We start from the raw sequence: 19,276 nt of genomic DNA, 5'->3' as shown, positions 1-19,276 counted from the left end.
AGATACGTTTATTCCGAAAATAGCGTAATGTTTTAGTATAGTTCTATACACGAATTAAACTCTGGCAATAGAAGAAAGAGCATATAAACAATTGCATTCGCTTTTTTGTAGAATATTCTCACCATAAACAATTTTATTCGAAAAATAGTAAAATGTTGTGGTAGAAATATCTTATCATAAATGCTATATCATTATATTCGAATATGCTTGCGAAAGTCCTATATAGATTTGGTTTTTCTGAAAAATGCATTTTTTGGTGAATAAAAATGAAGAAGTATCATAAATTTATTGCTGTAGGTGTTTGTTCGTTATTGTTGTTTACTGTTTACTTCTACAGGGATCCAGATAGGGTAGTTCCTAATGAAAAGGGAATTATTGTTTCTCCAGCAGATGGAACTATATTGTATATAAAATCATACAACAGTGTTCCAGAAGTTTATAAGGATGGAAATTCATATATTTTAAAGGATATTCAAAAATACTACCCAAACGGTTCTTATGTAATTGGAATTTTCATGTCGCCTTTTGATGTGCATGTGAACAGAGCACCAATAAGTGGAAAAGTAGTTTATATTAAGCACTTTAATGGAGCGCTATATCCTGCATTTTATGAAGGGGTTATAACCAAAAATGAAAGAAATATCATAATAATAAAAAATAACAATACCTACATTGGTGTTGTTCAAATTGCAGGAACGGTAGCAAGGAGAACTGTTTGCGATATTAAAGAAGGAGATTATGTGAAAATAGGGGAAAGGATAGGGATGATAAAACTTGGTTCACAAACAGCACTGATAATCCCAAAAACCTACAATATAACGGTTAAAAAAGGAGATAGGGTTTACGCTGGAGAGAGTATAATAGCAAAATTAAAATTTTGTAATTAAACTACCGATTTTATTCTAAATTCATATTTTTTTAACTCATCCACACTCATTCTTTCTTTCGCCTCATTTATTGGTATCAAATACAAAAACTTTGGTTCATAAGGAAATCCCTTTAATCCCAAAATTATGGCATCAAAGTTATCTGGGATGGTTAATTTTATTATCTCATTGACAGGATAACTTCTCCTATATATTGGATAGAGTTTTTTGTTGTTGTAGTATAAAACCCCATCTTTAAATTCCATACCGATATTCTTAAGATACCCAATAAATTCTCCAACCTCTCCATTAAATTCCTCTTTTAACTCTTTTGTTTTATAAGTTTCTGATGAATCCTCAATAGGGATTTTTCTTCCAAAGTTTATCTTTACGTCACCACTCTGCGAAGTATCTTTTATTTTTATTTTTTTCTTTCTCAATTTCCAAATAAATTCATTAATAGATACCTTAAACCTCCTATATAACAGATAAACCCCTAATAAAACAATTCCCAAAACGGCGAGTGGGAGTAAAAGAAATATCCCTGCAATTATGAGCAATAGTATCAATCCTAAAATCAATATTGACCAAGTCCCATTAATTCTATAAACTCTAATCATAATTATCACTTTTTCATGTTTTTAAGTTACTATTTAAAGTATGCATATAAATTTTTTATTGCGAATTCATCAATATATATCCAACCCCCTGCCCAAAACTCAAACCCCCATCACCATTCGAGACATTCTTATGGTATAAAAATTTAAATCCATGATTTTCAACATTTTCCCTTATTCTCTCTGAGATAATTTTATTGTAAGAAACCCCCCCACTCAACCCAATACAATCAATCCCTAACTTCTCCGCATTTTTTATTGCTGTCTTTGAAAGTCCGTCTGCAATGTAGATGTGGGCATAGTAGGCAATATATCCCCTATCAACACCATTTTTGAGCATCTCATGGCAATTATATATTAAATCCGTTGTATTTAGTATATCATTTTTTATTTTTGGATTAACTTCAATATCAATCCTTTTTCTTTTTATAAATTCACTTGCTAACGCTTCCAATCTTATTGCCGGTTCTCCATCGTAGGTTTTTTCAAAGGTAACTGATAAAAGTGAAGATATAGCATCCAAAACTCTTCCACATGAAGTGGTTATTGGACAGTTAATTTTCTTTTCTAATTGGAGGGAAAAAATCTTTAATTCCTTATCTGAGAAGAATTTATATTCTTTTATAATATCTATTGCTTCTTCACCAATTTTTTTATACAAAATCCCCAATAACATCCTAAGAGGATATTTTGTTGCCAAATCCCCACCAAGTTGATACTGTTCCTCTAAATGCCCAATCCTTTTCATTTCATTGTTTTTCCATGCAAATATTTCCCCACCCCAGATGTTTCCATCTAATCCATAACCAACTCCATCTAAAGCTATAATTATACAATCATCAAAGTAGTTATTATCTCCCATTAATGAGAACACATGTGCATGATGATGCTGAATTCTAAATAACTCTATGCCTTTACTTGCCAACTCCTCAGCAAATTTTGTTGAATTAAAGAGGGGATGCATATCACAAACAACAACATCAATCTTATTTGTGTTGGTTATTTTTATTAGGTTGTTTATTGCATCCTTTAAATAACAAAAGGTCTCATATTTTGATGTGTTTCCAATGTATTGAGTTAGATAAAATTTATTTTTCTTTACAAGACATGCCGTTGAATTTAATTCCCCCCCAACGCAGAGGATGTTTTTGCTATTGTTTATTTTAACTTCAATCGGTTCTGGGGCAAAACCTCTCGACCTTCTCAAAAATATCATTCTGTTGTTTATCTTTTTCATAACACTATCATCACACCTATTTATAATCCTCCTATTATGCAGTAAGAAATAATCTGCAATGCCTTTTAATTTCTTTAATATTTCATCATTATCTTTAACCATAGGAAGTCCAGGCAAGTTTGCAGATGTCATTATATATGCTATTTCTTTGTCAAAAAGCAAATAATGCAAACCACTATATGGAAGCATAACCCCAATAGTGTCCAAATTTGAGACATATTTTGAGAAGTATTTATTATAATCATCATTCTTCTTTAAGACAACGATAGGTCTTCTTGGGGAAATTAGTGTTTCTAACTCTTCATCACCATACTCTGCAAATAAACTTAAATATTCTAATTTACTCATTACAGCAAAAGGCTGAGAAGGCCTTCCTAACATCTTTCTTAATGTTAAAACAACTTCATCATCATTTACCTTACAAACTAAATGCGTCCCTCCAATCCCTTTAACCGCCAAAATTTTCCCTCCCTCTAAGAGTTTAATAGCCTCGTTTATTGCCTCATCCTTCTCATATAAAACTTCTCCATTTTCATCAGTTAAGAAAACCTTTGGTCCACATTTTGGGCAACACGTTGCTTGAGCATGAAATCTTCTATCTAACGGATTTTTATATTCCTCTAAACATACCTCACAAAGTGGAAAATCCCTCATAGATGTATTCTCCCTATCATAAGGAACCTTTTCAATTACGGTAAATCTCGGCCCACAATTTGTGCATGCAATGAATGGATACCTATATCTCCTATCGTTTTTGTCCACCATCTCCTTTAAACATTCCTCACAAATAGCAACATCTGCTGGAATGGTTCCTTCTTCTTCTCTGTCTGTCTCTTCACTATTCAGTATAACAAAATCATCAAAATGAAGCTTTAATTCATTTAATTTAATTTTTAAATCATCAATTTTCGACAAAGGAGGTTTTTTTGACTTCAAATCATCTATAAATTTTTCTATGTCTTCTTTTTTACCTCCAACCACAATTTCAACATAATTTCCCATATTTTTGACATATCCTTTTAAATTATTCTCTTTTGCTATTCTATAAACAAAAGGCCTAAACCCCACACCTTGGACAATACCTTTTACATGTATTTTTATGAAATCCATATGCCCACCAATATAACTGTTTTATGAAACTTAAAATTTAAATAGGATTTGATGTCAATTATAAGTTAAAAAATCGTAATTAAATCATTTTACATTAATCTATTGATTTACTTAAAATTTAAAGTTGTTGATTTTGATAATTTATAAATCATTCTGTACTATTAGAACTTATTTTTAATAAACCCTAAAAATCCAAAAAATGATAACATGATGGCGTTTGAGATATTTTCAAAAGTTCTTCCCCTAATATTTATTGGGGTTTTATTGGCAAATATTATGTGTCATTTAAATATTCTGTACAAACTCCAAAAATACATAAAAAATAAATACTTTCCAATATTTGCTATTTACTTTGTTAGTTCTACCTCAGGGCATTTTTTGCTTAATAATCTCTGCAATAAAGGAGAGCTTTCAAGGGAGAATCTAATACCGCTGTATTTTTTAGGCATGTTCTCATTTGGCATTCATATAATATTGTTCTTTGCCATTCCAATGGCGACGAGTTTAGGTTTTTATGTTGGAGGTTTGTATGTTTTGATTAAGTTCTTAATTACATGTATGTATTTGTTCTTTGGTATCTTAATGCTGAGAAAAAACAACACCAACATCAATATAGATTTTAATTTTGAATCTGGAGGAATAAATGCAATAATAAAAGATACAGTAAAACAGTATATGAGAGTTTTGATGTCTTTTGTTCCATCCGTATTGATAATAACCTACCTAATAGAGCATGGATTATTGAAAACTGTTTGAAAATTTTGCAGATTCGCTGTTGGATGCTTTAGGTTTGCCCTCTACAGTATTGGTTATAATGCTAACTGGACTTGCCACTATCTCAGGGGCTATTGGTATTGCATCTGGACTTTTGAATGGGAATGTTTTAACTCCAAATGAGATCTTATTCTCACTTTTGGTGGCAGAGTTCATCAACAAAATAATAATTTATTTGAGGAAAAATTTACCTCTGCAATTGTCTATATTTGGAAAAATAGGGGTAAAGTTGGCTACTTTACACTTACTTATTTATGAAATTCCCCTTCTAATTGTAATCGTTGTTTGGTATTTGGTTTTTATCAAAGGTTAATTTACTGACAGTGTGATTACGAGAATCCTTTCTTTATTAGTTCTTTACTGCACTCTTTAATCACTTCATAGAATGATAATCCATATTTGTGGCTTAAATATTCTATACAGTTTGATACCATTGCTATAAACCTAACAAACCCAATATTGCTCTTTTCAGACGTTAGGTAATTTCCCTCAACATCTAAAATCGATTTATCTCTTCTATGCTTTTCTTCTATCTTTGGTCTCTTCATATACTCGCTTATTATGTTCTCTGCCTTCTTTTTATGGTTTGTAGAGACCAGATACTTAGGTTTTTTCTGATTTTCCATCAACACTGCAACGATTTTAACTCTACCAACATCGGGAATATTGACCACTTTCTCGGATAATCTAAACTTTATTCCATTAATAGTCCTTAATTTAAGCTTTTCTTTCTCGAAATCCCTCTTAAATAGTCCTTCTACCTTAACCTTCTTACCGAAATATTCAACTATCAGGTTTTTCCTAAGTTTACCAATATATTCCATTCCCAATTCTTTAGATTCCTTCATAATTTTCTTTGTCGTTACAAAAGTGTCTCCTACGACCGTCCCGATATCTATATGAGTTAAGAATCTAATAATTTCGATGAATATGTCTGTGGATTTTTTGCCAAGTGGTTTTATTGTAGTGTAAATCGAATATATCCCTTTTTTCGTGATAAATACAGCAGTTTATCTGCTCTTGATATGGTTTGCTATGTCTTTCGATGTAGTTATATCGAATATTGCAACCATAAACCTTTTTACTCCATCTCCTTAGTAGCGTTGAATCGATTATTGCAGTGTATTTAAATCTATTGTCATCAAAAATATCGGGAAGGTTGGATAGTTGAGTATACAAACAAAACTCATTTTCTGATAGTTTTTGTAGGTTTTTAACGATAGTCGTTCTGTGAATTCCCGAGACATACTCTGAAAATGCTTTGATAGTTTTTATTGGCGTTAGTGTTCTAACTTGTGCGAACTTAGATAACTCCTCCGAACAGTTAAATCCTAAACTATTTATAGAATTAGTGAGTATACTATTAAGTGCTGCTAGCATAGGAGATGCACCGTTTTTTAACGAGTTATTTAAGTACTACCTATTTCTATTTTTTGGTTTTAAAGTTAATATTGTTAAATCACACTATCAGTTAATAACTAATTCATCAAAACATTGATTCTTCTACTAAAAAAATGAATATATATAGTTTATTATTTAAGAAATTTAATTGATTAGTTGTTACTAAAAAAATTAATGGCAATTTATCCAAAAAGAGAGTTCTCAATAAGTTTTTTGTGTATTCATGCCTTGGATTTCTTAGAAATTCCTTTGTTTATCCAATTTCAACAATTTTACCATTTTTAAATGCTTCTGCCTTTTGAATCTTCCTCATCAAACTCAAAATTTGTGCTTGGACTGAAACACCTAACATAGATGTTGGTTCATCTGCAACAATAAATTTGGTTTTAATGTCAAGATTCTTGCTAAAATCACATATTTTGTAGAAAGTAGTTGGGAGATTCTTATCTTTAGCATAATCCCACCAAAAAAAAATTTAAGTTCTCAGAGTTCTAATCCTTTCCTTAACCCTCTTTCCAATCTGCATAATCTCCTCATTTTCCAATGGATTTGGAACAACCCCATTTTCATTTTCATAAATCTTCTTAGCGAGTTCTCTATAAATTGATGCAACCTCACTGTTTGGAGAGTATTCAACAACCGTCTTCCCCTCAATCTCCGCCTCAGCAATTAACAAGGAATTTGGAATCTTCCCAATAATCTCAGTTCCTAATTTTTTAGCAAACTCAGTAACAATATCCCCAGCATCCAAAGAACCTCTAACGTTATAGATTAAACCCCCTAACCTACTTCCTCCTTTTTTTGCAAATTCCTTCATTCCTCTGCAGATGTTATTGGCTGCATACATAGCCATGTAATCGGAGGAAGTAACAATATAAATTTGCTTAGCAAGTCCCATTCTCAAAGGCATTGCAAATCCACCACAAACAACATCTCCCAAAACATCATAGAGAACGATATCAACCTCCAACTCCTCAAAAACATTCATCTTCTTTAACAAATCAATGGCAACAATAACCCCTCTTCCAGCACATCCATAGCCAGGCTTAGGCCCTCCAGCCTCAATGCAATAAATACCTTTATATCCCTTATAAACAATCTCATCCAACTCTATTTTTTTACCATCCAATATGTCATTTAAACTCATCTTCTCCATTCCCTTTTCTCTCAAAGTATCTAAAACAGTTGGGATTTCTTCCCCCCCTCTCAAATTTGATGTGCAGTCATGCTTTGGGTCGCATCCAATAACCATTACTTTTTTACCTTCATCTGCCAATGCTGCCGCTATATTACAGACGGTTGTTGATTTTCCAATTCCTCCTTTTCCATAAAACGCTATCTGCTTCATACCTTCACCTCTTTTTTATCTATATTCACAATACCAGCATGTTTGGAACACATCAACAATATCTGCCCAATAAGTTGTTAAACTTGGATTCTTTTCAGAATAGTTGAGATTACCTAACAACAATGATGATTTTGGTTTTTTAAACAATATCTTATATGTCTCCCTTGCAATATTTATGGCATTTCCAAATCCAACCTTTGAAATTTGCATCATCCTCCTCATATCGAACAATCTAATCCCATTCCTCAAATACTCGAACATGTTATTTTCCATCCCTCCAACACACAACTCTATGCCATGTTCTTTCATTGCCCTTATCTCTTCCTCTGTTGTTGGATTTATAAGGATTTCTGGGGCATATCCCTGATGTTTTTCAATAAATCTTGTCATAGCATTTGAAATATGCTTAATAACCTCATCTTTCATTGACAAACTCATCCTTCTTGTTTTTAATATTAAAATTGGGCATTCCATTCCAATATCCTCAATCAACGTCTGCATAGCCCCTCCATGCACTGAAAATCCACTTGCTATTTTCTTGCCCTTCAATTTCTGCTTATATTTTTCAAGTTCCTCCTCCGCCATTTTCTTTCTCTTCTCAACAACATCTGCATCTAAATTCAAAGCATCGGCAATAGCATACAAATACTTAGCAAAGCCATTTAATGTTGTTAGGGAATCCTCTACTTTTAACCTTGGGGGTGTGAGATATTTCATTCCAAACCTCTTCTCTGCATACAAAACCCAGTCAGCAGGATAATCAACCAAATTGAGTTCTGCTCTTGGGATATTTCTTATTTCTTCAACCGTATTGTTGTTGAAATAGATGCCATTAACATAAGCACCCATCTCCTTCAAAATATCAACAAATTCATCAACCAAGTCAGTTCTATGATATGAGAGTTTAAAGATATTCAAACTCTTCTCAATCTTCTCCCCCACTTCCATAACCTGAGTTGCTAAGGAATACATAGCACTCTGCATTCCTACTGGGGCTCTCTTTGCATGCCCAGTGTCATAGATGATTTTTGCATTTACTTTTTCCCTAACCTCGTCCAAAGTAATCTCATAATCCTCTCCAATCAAATCTGGGGCACAGGTAGAGATAATCATTATAAGTTCTGGTTTGTATTTTTTATCAACCTCTAAAATCTTCTCAATCAATTTCTCATGTCCTCCATAGACAGTATCAACCTCAGTTAAATCTGTGCAAGGTAAGTTATAGGTTATCTCATAAGGGGCGAAGGTATTTATCTTCCTTTGGAATGCACAACCAACTGGGGAGTGAAGGATAGGAATGCATCCTTTTATTTGATTTGCTATCCTTAAAGCTCCACAGACCTTTCCAGGAATACCACTCTGCCTATGCAATGGAAAATTTGAACAAATCCTTATCTTCTGTTGTTTGTATTGCATAATTTCACCTATGCTTTAATAATTTCATTTATCATTCGCTCAATAATCGTTGGAATCCCATTAAAGCCAGCGAGTGGAGAATTTATTAAAGATACTTCATCAACTACTGGATAGGAAAACCTTATTAATGGAATTCCCTTCTCTTGGGCTATTTTTTTCTCATATGTTGAGCCAAAGAGAACTTCAATATCATTTTTCATGATTTTATCTTCCAATTCTTTCCTATCATCAATAACAACATTTTCAACAAAATCCTTAATTTCTTTTAGTTTATTTTCCATGTTGTAGAATTTTGAAATGCCTAATGTATCAATATCGAATCCAATCTCATCTGATAAAAATTTAGCAAATCCTATTGCTTTATAATCTCCAACAACTGCACAACTCATTCCATAAAACCCTTTTAAGTAAAATTGGACTTTTTCAACAATTTTATTTATCTTCTCTTTCTCCTTCTCAACAAAATCAAAATTTACATCGAAAAACTCATCCATAGCGTTTAAAAACTCCAATGTTCCATTTAAACCGTAAGGATAATCAACAATAACATAAGGGATTCCAAATTTCTTTTTCATCTCTTCAGCCAATTTAATCCCATCTCCAAAAACAACATTCAACTCAGCATTTGGGGCATTTTTTATATTTTCAAAGGTATCGTAGGTTAGGATAGCATTTATCCCAATACCTGCGTTGTTACAAATCCTTTTAATTTCCTCAATATCCTCCTTTACCTTAAAATCATCTATCTTTATCCCAATGAGATTTATTGAATTCTTAATAATTTCCTTTTGCTCCATGAATTTGATTAATCCCTCCAATGCCTCCTCATAGCCATAATAGGCCAAACTATGATAACCTGCTCCGCTAAAATAAATAACCTCAGTATTAATCTCCTTTTTTGCATTTTCAACAACACTCTCCAAATCCTCTCCCAAAATTCCAGATGAACAGCAATCCATAGATACAATAAAGGATGGCTTAAAGTTTTCATAAACCTTCTTTATTGCCAAAAGGCATTTATCTTCAGCACCATAAATCAAATCCCTCTGATGCATTCCAGAAACTGCTATTCTCCAATCGCTATTATCTTGCAAAACCTCAAGCATCATAACTCCAGAATGGCATCCAGGAGGAGAGTGGAGAACTATATAGCCATCTTCAATACCAATAAATGCTCTAACCGCTCCTATCATTCTACAACCCTGCATCGGCTCCATTGAATCACCATTTAAGTTGTACTCTATATGGAATTCATTGCTATTTCTTAACATTAAGTATTTAAATTTTATTACTAATTGAGAATAAAATTATAATTTTTCACAAATAATCATCAGATTTATCTTCTCACAATCCAACTTTTTTGTTGTGAATGTTAAATTACAGCTTTTAGCAATCTCTTCAAATTTCTCCAAATCAACACCATTTCCAAACGGAAGTTTTTTTGCAATCTCTTCATCATAGTGGTGGTTTGCAGTATTTCCCTTCTTCTCACTCTCAATCAATATCAGTTTTCCTCTTTTTTTTAATACTCTTGTCCATTTTTTAATTGCCCTCTCTACATTAGGAAGCGTCCATAAAACGTGTCTTTCTAAGACGGCATCAAAAGTCTCATCTTCAAAAGATAGGTTCTCTGCATCTTCCACCTTAAACAAAATATTGTAGCCAAATTTCTCTGCTTTCTCCTTTGCTTTCTCCATCATATTTTCTGATAAATCAATAGCAACAACTTCACAACCTAGTTCTGCCAAAATTAAGGACAAAAAGCCAGTTCCGCATCCAATATCTAAAACTCTCATTTTTTCCTTAAGAATCTCTTTTAATGCCTCTTTAACAGCAATTTTATCCTTTTCAGAATTCACACCATGTGCTGGAATCTTATCATATCTCTCTGCATGCTGATTCCACCTTGATTTTATATAGTTTTTAATATCCATTGTATCACCACATCTCTCTTTTTCTTGGGTCAAATAAATCTCTTAAAGCATCTCCAAGAGTATTAAAGAGCAAAACACAAACTGATAAAACTAATCCTGGAAAAATCATCAACCAAGGAGCAATATCCATATAGGTCATTGATTCTTTAAGCATTAAACCAAGTTCTGGTGTTGGTGGCTGAACTCCCAAGCCGAGAAAGCTTAATCCAGCAATAGAAAGGACTGAATGCCCAATCATTAAAGTAGCAAGAGGGATTAAAGGCATTATTGCATTTGGAAGGATGTGCTTTATCATTATATAGAAATCGCTTCCTCCAACTGCCTTTGATAATAAAACATACTCATTCTCTTTTATTGATAAAACCTCACTCCTAATAATCCTTGCATAGCCAATCCATCCAAGGAGTGAAAGTGCTAAGATTAAAGTAACCATCCCCTGTCCTAAAATGGCAATTAATGTTAAGGCAAAGATAATATTTGGAAATGCCATTAAAGTATCTATAACCCTACTTATTATCTCATCAACAATCCCTCCATAATATCCTGCTATCAATCCAATCGAAATTCCAATAGTTAAGGAAATTATCTCAATGCAAACTGCCAAAATTAAGGAAATTCTCAATCCACACAAAGTTCTCTCCAATAAATCCCTGCCAAAGTTGTCAGTTCCAAACGGATGTTTTAAACTTGGTGGTTGGAGTTTTTCTTTAAAATTTATCTCATTCACATCTTTGAATATATGGGGGGAGAATAGAGAAATAACAAATACTATCCCAATCCCCAATGAGCATAAAACAATCTTTCTCTTTGCTTCCATCCTCTATTCACCTTTATCATATCTTACCCTTGGGTCCAACATTGCATAGGAAACATCAACAATCAAATTAACCAGAACAAAGAGAATTCCAAATATAAACACAAATCCAGACACAATTGGGAAATCTTTTGCATTTATTGCCTCAACAAAATAACTCCCCATCCCTGGCCAACCAAAAATAGTCTCAACTATCACAGCCCCTCCTAATAGATAGGCAGTTTTCATTCCAATTAAAGTAACAACAGGCAAAAATGCATTTTTTAAAACATGTCTTAACATAATAACAATCTCTCTAAGACCCTTTGCCCTTGCAGTTAAAATATAATCACTACTCAACGTTTCAAGGATGCAAGTCCTCAAAACCCTTGCCAAAGAACCAGCCATTCCTAAGCCAAGGGCAAGAGAAGGCAATATTAAACTTTCCAATCCATTGTATCCAAAGGCACTAACAAGTTTAAGTTTAACAGAAAATATCCAAATTAACAACAATGCCAACCAAAAACTTGGTATTGCCATTTTTATTGATGCATAGGCCCTAACTAAATTATCAATAACTCCATCTTTATTTAAGGCAGATAAAATCCCCATCGTAATCCCCAATATAAAATAAACAACAGTAGCCCCTATCATAATCATAACCGTATATGGAAACCTTGCCATAAACTCATCCAAAACTGGTTCTCCATTCTGGAAAGAGTAGCCTAAATCTCCCCTCACTACCCTACTCAACCAAATTAAATATAATTCATAAAACGGCTTGTCTAAACCCAATTTTTTCTCATACTCCTTAATCATCTGGTTATCTGGACTTCCATCTGGAGATTTCATTTCTAAAACAATCTCCGCTGGATTTCCAGGAGAAAAATACAACAGTGAAAATGAGATCAAAGAAACAAATATTGCAGTTGGTATTGCCAAAAACAATCTTCTCATTATAAATTTCTTCATTACAACCCACCTAAAAAAATTAAAATTTAATTGATGTTATTTTATAACCACATTACTTAAATCGATATATCCAACATCTGCATCAAACCTAAATCCTTCAATATTGTCTTTAAATGCAAATGCTCTTGGTCTTACATACAACCCCATTGCTGGGCAGAAGTCATATTCAATTTTCCATAATTCATTCCAGTATTTTTCCAGATCTTCATCACTCTTTGCTGTGTAGATTTTATCAATTAACTCTTTAACGTCCTCATTCACTCCAAACTTACATCCGTAGTTGTCATAGCCATTGTCTGTGCATCTCCACTTCAAGTACCTAACTGGTGGAGCAACCCATGGGTGGCACCTGCAGATATCAAACTCTCCTTTTTTAGCCAATTGCTTTCTTGCTTTGTCTTCTAAACTCTTAATCTCTACATCAATTCCAATATTCTTTAAATTATTTTGCATATAGACTGCTGTATCTCTTTCCATCTGCCTATCTCCTGTTAATAAAACCAATTTCAATGGTTTTCCATCTTTATCTAAGATGCCATCTCCATCTGTATCTTTATAACCTGCCTCTGCAAGGAGTTGTTTTGCCTTCTCTGGATTGTATGTGTATGGCTCAACATTCTTTGGACCATGTATAAATTCAGGCAATAGTAAATGTCCTGTAGGTTTTGGAATGTTGGAGAATAAATCCCTACAAAGCCCTTCTCTATCAATTGCATAGGCAATAGCCTTCCTAACCCTTACATCTGTTAAAGGTCCTTTCTTGTAGTTAAAGGAGTAGGTTTCAATGGTTCCTTTGTCTGCAATCATAACCTTAATTCCAGGTGTTTTTTGCAATTCTGGAATTCTCTGTGCTGGGATTGAAAGATAATGCTCAGTAACTCCAATTGCATCAACTTCTCCACTCTTCAATGCCATAATTCTTGCATTTTCATCTGGAATAACCTTCCAAATAACTTCCTCAATCTTTGGCATCTTTTCTTTGTTCCAGTAGTTGTCGTTTCTAACTAAAATTGCCTTTTGGTCCTTTTGATATTCTTTTAAGATGAATGGACCAGTTCCAATCCATTCTTTAATGTTTCCTTTGTCATCAACTGTTTCTGGAAGTGTTAAGTAGATCCTTGGCAACTCCAATAAGAATGGCGAGTAGGATTCTTTAAACTTAACTTTTAATGTGTAGTTATCAACTTTCTCCATACTATCGAGATACTTCATATATCTGCAGTATCTGTAAGGAGCCCAGTATTCTATAGAAAACTTAACAACATCTGCATTTGCCTCTTTTCCATTATGGAATTTTATACCCTTTTTAATGTGGAGAATATAGGTTTTTTTATCATCTAAAACTTCCCAACTTTCAATTATATTTGGTTTTGGTGAGAAATCATCATTGTATTTTAAAAGAGTATCAAACACCAAACTCTTACCTTCAAAGCCCTTAAGGTCTTTGTAAGCCCCTAAAGTAAGGATTTGGGGTTTTGTTTTTGGTTTTGTTTCATCTCCGGTTGTTGGATTAGTTGTTGTGGGTTTTACTTCTTCTGTTGTGGTTTTTTGTGTGCAACCACACATCGCTACGGTAAAGACAAGCATCCCACATAGTAATAAAATTCCAAACTTTTTTACATTCAAAATATCACCTTAAGGATATTTTCACATTCATACATACTATAATTTTATATATAAATATTATGATTTGATATCAAATATAATAATAATTATTATCAGATATTAAAAATTTTAAAATTATATCACCATTGTGTAACAAATTTTTAAAATAGTTATTAAATTTTAAATAATAGGAATAATAAAATAAAAAAATATAGGTTATTAAGCCTATCCTTCCCAAATACCTACGAACATAATGTGGTCTTTTTCAAATGGCCCAATATTTACTTCATCAACAATTTTAAATCTATTTTTTTCTAAAATCTCTTTTTGCTCTTTGAATATTTCTTTTGGATCTTTTGTGACATCTATGCTCCTTGCCTTTATGGAAATCATTCCGTAACCGCCTTTCTTTAAGAACCACTTTGCATTTTTAATTAAAATCTCCGCTTGATTTGGTTGAGCAACATCCTCATAAATAACATCAACCTTTTCTACAATAAAAGCGTATTCTTGGGGTTTATTTGCATCGCCCAATATTGGGATTAAATTTTTCCTATCCTCACAAACCTCTAAAAACTCCCTCATGATCCTTGGGGAATATTCAACTGAATAAACGGGGGATTTTTCAACAATATCTGCAACGTGGGATGGCGTTGTTCCTGCTGATGCTCCCAAATAAAGAACTTTTGTACCTTTTTTTATGGGCATAACCTTTAATCCGTTTATTATTGCCGCTGCTAACTTACTTTTGTTTGGATTCCAAATTCTGTATTCATCATCTCCAATATTTATTATTCTTTCACCATAAACCTTTTTTCCCTTAACAATAGATTTTGTTGCTATTCTTTTTAAACCATCTTCCAAATCAACTTCATAGATGTTTTCAAAAATCTCTTTGATTTTTATGTCTTCCATTTTCTCACCAAAATATATATCTTTATTATTAACTTATAAGATTATAAACTAATTGGTTATTGAGATATTTATGGGTGAAGCTATGGACCCTATGCTATATGTTTCAATCGTGTTGTTAATCAATAGCATTATTTTTTACAAAATATCAAAAATGCAACCAAAGATTAAATATAGAGTTTTAAAGAAAATTAAAATGAACTATCTTAATCTATTGTATGGGAAAAAGGCAGAGTTTGATAAGAAAACAATGCCAATTTTGTTTGGACTTATGATTTTTGGTTTAATTGTGTTTAATATTTTAATATATGTAGTTTATGGTGATTCAATTTCAATATCTTCAATAATTGCAGAGATTTTTATTATTATATCTATGATTGTTATTTGGATATCAATGAATAATGAAATAGATGTTTTTATTGGTGAAGATGGGATTTACTATCAAAATAAATTTATAAGTTGGAATAAAATCAAAGAAATAAAAAAAGAGAATGGATTTATTAAATTCATTGGAAAAGGGAAAATCTTTTCTCAAAGGATGTTTTTAAAAGATGATGGAGAACTTGAGAATATCATTAAAAACCAAATAGAAAAATTTAGGAATGGAAATCTCTACTAAAATCCAAACTTAAAGTCATCAACAAACTCATCTCCACCAATTGAATTCCACGCATCATAAATTTTAATATCTTCTCCTCCATAACTTCCATCAAACTTATCTATTTTAACTATTGTTGGCATAGATATTGCTGTTCCAATAATCACCGCTTCCCCAATTCCCAATGATGCCAAATCCTTAACCAAATCTTCTCCTAAATCCTCAGATGCCATTTGAATATATTTTTGGTCTTCTGGTTCAACGATTCTTAGTATTATCTTTGTGTTTGTTTGGGATAAAACATCGGGATTGAGTTGTTTAGGTCTTTGGGAGATAAGTCCTAAACCAACACCAAATTTCCTTCCCTCTCTTGCAATCTTTCCTAACCACAAACTTGCATCATTATATTCATTTATTGGAATATATATGTGTGCCTCCTCAACGATCAGAAGTAAAGGTTTTGTAACTATTCTATATTTTGTTTTAATTTCGTTAAGGATTTCCCTTGATTTTTTTCTGATATCCTCTATTGGATTGTCAAAGTTCCTCTGTGCTTTTAGGTAGAGGATTCTTTTTGACAGAAGACGTCTTGCAACATAGGAAACAATTGAAACCATTTGAGATACTTCCAAACCGCTCAAATCAACAACATTTATTTTTCCAACTTCAAGTTTTTCCAATATATCTCTATCCCCAATATTTTCAGAAAACGTCAGTTGGAAATTTTCAATAATATCGATTAAAGAAAATAACACATCCCCATCTTCCCTACTCAACTTCCTTCTATCATACATCTTTTTTCGTGGGTTGTAATACTCTATATCCCATCCAACGTCTACATTTTTTACCCATTCATACATGATATTCAGAAGTTCCTCTAAGAACCTTGATCCCCTCAATTCCTTCCTATTCTCAAAAGCCTTTCTCTTCACAGTATTGAATGCAAAAGATAGGTAAATTCTCTCTTTTTTATCCTCCTTATCAATACCCACTAAGTCCGCAAGTTCATTTGGAGACAGGAGTGATGGGTCAATCTTTGCAGTAAGTGGATTCATCTTCATTTCGATACTCTCATGACTGAGTTTCATATACTCCCCATGGGGATCAAAAATTACAAGCGTCCCATTCTTACTTCCAAGTTCCTTACAAATAACCGCTACTGTATTTGATTTTCCTCCTCCAGTTACGGCAAGAATTGCAAAATGCCTTGATACAAGTTTATCAACATCTAAATAAACACTTATCGATTCTCTCGTCAATAGGTGCCCTATCTTTATGCCTTTTTCGTTGTAAAATAAGGTTTTTAATATCTCCTCATCTCCAAGATAAACATCTCCACCATAAACTATTGGACTCCTGTTGGGGAATAATTTTTTTCCTTTCAATACACCAAGAATTTTCACACCACATATAAAGTGATTATCAGATGCCTTAATGTTCTTTATAACCCCTAAAACATCCTCATCATCAATATTCTTTACCACAACATATTCTCCAGATCTTATCTTTTTGTCTGTCTTAAATTGACATTCTGATGTTGTTGTATCTCCAATAATTTTTCCTACTATCACTTAGACACCCTCCCCATATTCTAAAAGTAATTTAAACAATCCCTCAATCCTTGATAAGGTAGTTTTTTCTGGTTCATAATCCTCAAGTTTATCGGCAAACCTATACATCTCATAACACAACAAATCAGAAACTTCTGATATCTTCTCCCCTATATCATCTTTAATTGGTGATAGGATTTTAATCAACATATTAAAGTGATAATAAGCCTCAATTGGATTTTTATCCTTAATGCTTTTTAAAATATTGTTTCCACAGTATATTGGCATTGGTATTCTGTAGTAAATTGATATTTTTTTATGCAGTATCGATGGAATCTCATTGCCAGATGGTTTATTTGATGACAGATTTTCAATATAATCTTTTATATGCTCCATATTTGGTTCTATACTTAATATTTGTTTGTAAATGTTTATTGCATCCTCAATTCTACCAAGTTTTTCATAGATAACACACACTGCATTCAAAATTTCGATGTTTTTGTTATCAATTTTTGATGCGTTGTAAAGTGCCTCCAACGCTCCCCTATAATCCCTAAGTTTGTAAAGAACATAACCCTTCAAATACCACCAATAAACATCATCCATATTTTTTGATAGGTATCTGTTTATATAATCCAATGATTCCTCAAAAAATCTCCTCGTATTGCTCGTTTCTCCCTTACCAATCAACCCATATATGTTAAATAAATCCCTATCCTCAGATGGAAGGTTTGACATGTAGCATTCAAGTAAGTTATCAAAGCATTCACTTGCCTTCTCATACTCACCTATTTCAAAATATAATTGTCCCAAACCTAAATATGTGTAGGGGCATTCATTGTTGCATTCCAATGCATTTTGATATTGCACTATTGCCTCATCATACCTCTTAAGATGCTTTAAAATATCTCCCTTCTTGCTATAAAATATGTTGTTTTTTGAAATGTCTAATGCATTCTCAATTTCCTTCAATGCCTTATTGTACTCCTCAAAGTTCTCAAATATCACTGCCTTGTAGTAGTAAGAGTATTCATCATTTTGAATTAACTTGACGATCTTGTTAAAGTATTTTAATGCCTCAACATGTTTTTTCATTTTTAAATATTTCAATCCCCCTTCCATAAGGTCGTAAACTTGGATTTCATTTTTTGATTTCTCAATAAAATCCAACACAACCTTATACTTACCATTTGGATTCCTCTTCAAATATTCAGTAAAATACTCCGCACCTGAGTCCATATCCCCATGTAAAAGATAAATCTTTCCAATTTCTGCCAATGCATCAACGTTCTTTGGGTTTATTTTATGTGCCTCGCTAAAGTATTCTATTGCCTTATTGTAATCCTCAAATCCCATCGCTATTTTTCCAAGGATGTAGTATACATTATCATTTTTGAGTTTATTAGATGATTCTTTGAGATATTCGTATGCATCCCCTAAGTTTCCCATTTTATAATAAATCCACCCCTTCAAATAGAGATACTGTGGATTATCTGGGTCAGAATTGAGTGCTTCATTTATTGCCTCTAAGGCCTCCTTATACTTACTCAAATGGAGAAGACAGTATGCTAAGTTATACCAAATTGCTGGGTCATTCTTTTTCTCCAATGCCCTATAATAGCATTCAAACGCATTCAGATAATCTCCTTTCTCCAAGTAATAATCCCCTTTTAAAACCCAGTCCTCAAAGGACATAAACTTTTCCTTTAGTTTGTCTAATAACCCCATATACTCCACCATTTAATTAGACGTATACTCCATTTAAAAAACTTTTAAATTTTAATAAATATTAACTGCAAATTCAGATAATAAAATATCAGTATCTCCGAATATGCATTAGATATACACAACCGAGTATTACCACCATAATCAAAGGAAGGTTTGCAATACAAGTTTGCAAAGTCGTTAATTGATATAATAAATTCTTTTAAATTATAATTTAAATTATAAGGAATTTCGTTTTTATGTTTCATCCAAATCCAAAAGTTATGGATTATCGCTCTAAGGATAAATAGAAACAACCTAACCTTTAAAGTCCTGATTTCGTTTTTATTTTTAGGTCTTTAAACATTCTAAATCTTGTTTCTATATTCCAACGCTTTTTATAGATTTTTAGATAGTCCTTTGCATGTTCAAAATCAAG

Annotated in this window: 18 protein-coding genes; 4 read left to right on the top strand and 14 right to left on the bottom strand. The window is 32.5% G+C overall.

All coding sequences use genetic code 11. The features are described from left to right. The first annotated feature begins 266 nt into the window (after window positions 1–266). Complete coding sequence (locus tag METFODRAFT_RS06675) at window positions 267–887, top strand: archaetidylserine decarboxylase (RefSeq protein ID WP_007044805.1); 621 nt, start codon at window positions 267–269, stop codon at window positions 885–887. Here the strand turns inward: METFODRAFT_RS06675 and METFODRAFT_RS06670 are convergent. Next, window positions 884–1,486: a hypothetical protein gene (locus METFODRAFT_RS06670; protein ID WP_007044804.1), complete on the bottom strand. Its 603-nt coding sequence runs from the start codon at window positions 1,484–1,486 to the stop codon at window positions 884–886. The two genes, METFODRAFT_RS06675 and METFODRAFT_RS06670, sit on opposite strands and share 4 nt — an antisense overlap. A 55-nt stretch (window positions 1,487–1,541) precedes the next feature. Continuing rightward, complete coding sequence (gene hypF / locus METFODRAFT_RS06665) at window positions 1,542–3,830, bottom strand: carbamoyltransferase HypF (RefSeq protein WP_007044803.1); 2,289 nt, start codon at window positions 3,828–3,830, stop codon at window positions 1,542–1,544. A 207-nt stretch (window positions 3,831–4,037) separates the two neighbouring features. Here hypF and METFODRAFT_RS11545 point away from each other — a divergent pair, with 207 nt between their 5' ends. Next, window positions 4,038–4,586, top strand: a complete 549-nt coding sequence (locus METFODRAFT_RS11545) for a hypothetical protein (protein ID WP_007044802.1) — start codon at window positions 4,038–4,040, stop codon at window positions 4,584–4,586. 19 nt (window positions 4,587–4,605) lie between these two features. Continuing rightward, window positions 4,606–4,917, top strand: coding sequence for a hypothetical protein (locus METFODRAFT_RS11540; protein WP_245528945.1), 312 nt, complete (start codon window positions 4,606–4,608; stop codon window positions 4,915–4,917). 16 nt (window positions 4,918–4,933) lie between these two features. Here the strand turns inward: METFODRAFT_RS11540 and METFODRAFT_RS10710 are convergent, their stop codons facing one another. The 10 genes from METFODRAFT_RS10710 to METFODRAFT_RS06610 form a co-directional block, all read right to left on the bottom strand. Continuing rightward, the gene (locus METFODRAFT_RS10710) at window positions 4,934–5,452 is read right to left on the bottom strand and encodes a hypothetical protein (RefSeq protein WP_007044800.1); all 519 of its coding nucleotides are present in this window, start codon (window positions 5,450–5,452) and stop codon (window positions 4,934–4,936) included. Window positions 5,453–5,516: 64 nt separating this feature from the next. Next, on the bottom strand, window positions 5,517–5,984 hold the full coding sequence (locus METFODRAFT_RS10890) for a hypothetical protein (protein ID WP_007044799.1): 468 nt from the start codon (window positions 5,982–5,984) through the stop codon (window positions 5,517–5,519). A gap of 496 nt (window positions 5,985–6,480) precedes the next feature. Continuing rightward, the gene (nifH, locus tag METFODRAFT_RS06645; RefSeq protein WP_007044798.1) at window positions 6,481–7,353 is read right to left on the bottom strand and encodes a nitrogenase iron protein; all 873 of its coding nucleotides are present in this window, start codon (window positions 7,351–7,353) and stop codon (window positions 6,481–6,483) included. A 15-nt stretch (window positions 7,354–7,368) separates the two neighbouring features. After that, window positions 7,369–8,769, bottom strand: a complete 1,401-nt coding sequence (locus METFODRAFT_RS06640) for a nitrogenase component 1 (protein WP_007044797.1) — start codon at window positions 8,767–8,769, stop codon at window positions 7,369–7,371. 8 nt (window positions 8,770–8,777) lie between these two features. Next, the gene (locus METFODRAFT_RS06635; protein WP_048115709.1) at window positions 8,778–9,986 is read right to left on the bottom strand and encodes a nitrogenase component 1; all 1,209 of its coding nucleotides are present in this window, start codon (window positions 9,984–9,986) and stop codon (window positions 8,778–8,780) included. A gap of 90 nt (window positions 9,987–10,076) precedes the next feature. After that, a complete protein-coding gene (locus METFODRAFT_RS06630; RefSeq protein ID WP_007044795.1) occupies window positions 10,077–10,703 on the bottom strand; it encodes a class I SAM-dependent methyltransferase in 627 nt (208 codons plus the stop codon). A gap of 4 nt (window positions 10,704–10,707) precedes the next feature. Beyond that, window positions 10,708–11,520 carry an ABC transporter permease gene (locus METFODRAFT_RS06625; protein WP_007044794.1) on the bottom strand — a complete coding sequence of 271 codons (813 nt, stop codon included), beginning with the start codon at window positions 11,518–11,520 and terminating at the stop codon, window positions 10,708–10,710. 3 nt (window positions 11,521–11,523) lie between these two features. Next, window positions 11,524–12,468, bottom strand: a complete 945-nt coding sequence (locus tag METFODRAFT_RS06620) for an ABC transporter permease (protein WP_007044793.1) — start codon at window positions 12,466–12,468, stop codon at window positions 11,524–11,526. A gap of 36 nt (window positions 12,469–12,504) precedes the next feature. Next, window positions 12,505–14,094 (bottom strand): ABC transporter substrate-binding protein, encoded by a 1,590-nt coding sequence (locus tag METFODRAFT_RS06615; protein ID WP_007044792.1) that lies wholly within the window; start codon window positions 14,092–14,094, stop codon window positions 12,505–12,507. A gap of 204 nt (window positions 14,095–14,298) precedes the next feature. Next, window positions 14,299–14,988 (bottom strand): fibrillarin-like rRNA/tRNA 2'-O-methyltransferase, encoded by a 690-nt coding sequence (locus METFODRAFT_RS06610; protein WP_007044791.1) that lies wholly within the window; start codon window positions 14,986–14,988, stop codon window positions 14,299–14,301. An 82-nt stretch (window positions 14,989–15,070) separates the two neighbouring features. On the opposite strand from METFODRAFT_RS06610, the gene METFODRAFT_RS06605 reads away from it, so the two are divergent. Beyond that, window positions 15,071–15,604: a hypothetical protein gene (locus tag METFODRAFT_RS06605; RefSeq protein WP_048115707.1), complete on the top strand. Its 534-nt coding sequence runs from the start codon at window positions 15,071–15,073 to the stop codon at window positions 15,602–15,604. On the opposite strand, the gene METFODRAFT_RS06600 is transcribed toward METFODRAFT_RS06605, so the two are convergent. Both METFODRAFT_RS06600 and METFODRAFT_RS06595 read right to left on the bottom strand, forming a co-directional pair. After that, a complete protein-coding gene (locus tag METFODRAFT_RS06600) occupies window positions 15,601–17,154 on the bottom strand; it encodes an ATP-binding protein (protein ID WP_007044789.1) in 1,554 nt (517 codons plus the stop codon). The two genes, METFODRAFT_RS06605 and METFODRAFT_RS06600, sit on opposite strands and share 4 nt — an antisense overlap. Further along, window positions 17,155–18,861, bottom strand: coding sequence for a tetratricopeptide repeat protein (locus tag METFODRAFT_RS06595; protein WP_007044788.1), 1,707 nt, complete (start codon window positions 18,859–18,861; stop codon window positions 17,155–17,157). It abuts the gene before it with no gap. Window positions 18,862–19,276 lie beyond the last annotated feature (415 nt).

It is taken from the genome of Methanotorris formicicus Mc-S-70 (genome assembly GCF_000243455.1).
GTDB lineage: Archaea > AGJL01 > Methanococci > Methanococcales > Methanococcaceae > Methanotorris > Methanotorris formicicus.
This window is presented reverse-complemented; position numbering and strand designations above follow the sequence as displayed.

Coding starts and splice junctions, on each gene's coding strand:
- METFODRAFT_RS06675 (WP_007044805.1), top strand. CDS start 267: ATGAAGAAGTATCATAAATTTATTGCTGTAGGTGTTTGTTCGTTATTG.
- METFODRAFT_RS06670 (WP_007044804.1), bottom strand. CDS start 1,486: ATGATTAGAGTTTATAGAATTAATGGGACTTGGTCAATATTGATTTTA.
- hypF (WP_007044803.1), bottom strand. CDS start 3,830: ATGGATTTCATAAAAATACATGTAAAAGGTATTGTCCAAGGTGTGGGG.
- METFODRAFT_RS11545 (WP_007044802.1), top strand. CDS start 4,038: ATGATGGCGTTTGAGATATTTTCAAAAGTTCTTCCCCTAATATTTATT.
- METFODRAFT_RS10710 (WP_007044800.1), bottom strand. CDS start 5,452: ATGAAGGAATCTAAAGAATTGGGAATGGAATATATTGGTAAACTTAGG.
- METFODRAFT_RS10890 (WP_007044799.1), bottom strand. CDS start 5,984: ATGCTAGCAGCACTTAATAGTATACTCACTAATTCTATAAATAGTTTA.
- nifH (WP_007044798.1), bottom strand. CDS start 7,353: ATGAAGCAGATAGCGTTTTATGGAAAAGGAGGAATTGGAAAATCAACA.
- METFODRAFT_RS06640 (WP_007044797.1), bottom strand. CDS start 8,769: ATGCAATACAAACAACAGAAGATAAGGATTTGTTCAAATTTTCCATTG.
- METFODRAFT_RS06635 (WP_048115709.1), bottom strand. CDS start 9,986: ATGGAGCCGATGCAGGGTTGTAGAATGATAGGAGCGGTTAGAGCATTT.
- METFODRAFT_RS06630 (WP_007044795.1), bottom strand. CDS start 10,703: ATGGATATTAAAAACTATATAAAATCAAGGTGGAATCAGCATGCAGAG.
- METFODRAFT_RS06625 (WP_007044794.1), bottom strand. CDS start 11,520: ATGGAAGCAAAGAGAAAGATTGTTTTATGCTCATTGGGGATTGGGATA.
- METFODRAFT_RS06620 (WP_007044793.1), bottom strand. CDS start 12,468: ATGAAGAAATTTATAATGAGAAGATTGTTTTTGGCAATACCAACTGCA.
- METFODRAFT_RS06610 (WP_007044791.1), bottom strand. CDS start 14,988: ATGGAAGACATAAAAATCAAAGAGATTTTTGAAAACATCTATGAAGTT.
- METFODRAFT_RS06605 (WP_048115707.1), top strand. CDS start 15,071: ATGGACCCTATGCTATATGTTTCAATCGTGTTGTTAATCAATAGCATT.
- METFODRAFT_RS06595 (WP_007044788.1), bottom strand. CDS start 18,861: ATGGGGTTATTAGACAAACTAAAGGAAAAGTTTATGTCCTTTGAGGAC.